We start from the raw sequence: 1,079 nt of genomic DNA, 5'->3' as shown, positions 1-1,079 counted from the left end.
CCAGCCACTCCACCTGTTTCAAAAGCTCCACCACCAATAAAACCTGTCCAAGCAAATGCGCCTGCTGTTCGTGACCCATCTAAGATGAGTGATGACGAATGGTATAGGACTGAAACACAGAACCGGAATAAAGGAAAATAATTTATGGCTAATACCATTCTTACGCACCAAATGATCGCTCGTGAAGCAGCTAAAATGCTGGAAGAAGAAGCGCCATTTATTGCAAATATTAACAAAGGTCGCCAAGAAGAATTTGGTAAAGATGTACAGGGCTACCAAAAAGGCGATACTGTAAAAATCAAAATCCCTACAGCTGGCCGCGTATATAACGGCTCAGTATTTGCAGAGGGCGGTGGTGCAACTGATGTTGTTGAAGAATCTGTAAACTTGACTCTTGATACTCAAAAGCACGTTGCATTGCAGTTTGGTGCTAAAGAAAAAGCACTTAATCTAACCGACTTTAAAGATCGCATCTTACGTCCTCAAATGCAGACACTTTCATCTGTAGTTGAAGCAGATCTTATTGCACGTGGTGTGCTTGGCACTCCTAACCAAGTTGCTATGTCATTATCTGGTACAAACCCTTCTAATGCTTTAGCCTTGGGCCGTGCAAAGTTGAATCAATACTTAGCACCTGCGGGTGATCGTTCGGTAATCCTTTCTAGTGCGGCAAACGTTGCTCTGAGTGGTGAAGTGTCGCGTATGTATAATCCGACGCAAACATCAAGCAAGGCTTATTTGCAAGGCTATGTAGCAACTGCATTTGGTGCAGACTTATATGAGCATCAATCTGTTGCGGTATTCAACAACGGTACTGCTGCTGGCATTACAGTAAGTGGTGCCAACCAAACAGGTAAAACAGTTGTCTTGTCGGCTGCAACTGCTGGCACATTAACGCAGGGTACAATCTTTACGATTGCTGGTGTTAACGCAGTGCATCCTTTGACTGGTCAAGATCTCGGAGTTCTTCAGCAGTTTGTAGTTACTGCTACAGCTACAGTGGGCACTAACACTGCTGTTTCAATCTATCCGGGCCTTAATGCAACCGCACCAAACAAAACAACAAGTGCATTACCTGC

1 protein-coding gene is annotated in these 1,079 nt (G+C 44.2%); it reads left to right on the top strand.

All coding sequences use genetic code 11. From position 1 onward, the window contains the following. Positions 1-144: 144 nt before the first annotated feature. Positions 145-1,079: P22 phage major capsid protein family protein (locus VXQ92_RS20600; protein ID WP_416683028.1), on the top strand; the 935-nt coding region annotated here is incomplete at its 3' end.

It is taken from the genome of Acinetobacter sp. 228 (assembly GCF_048147885.1).
This window is presented reverse-complemented; position numbering and strand designations above follow the sequence as displayed.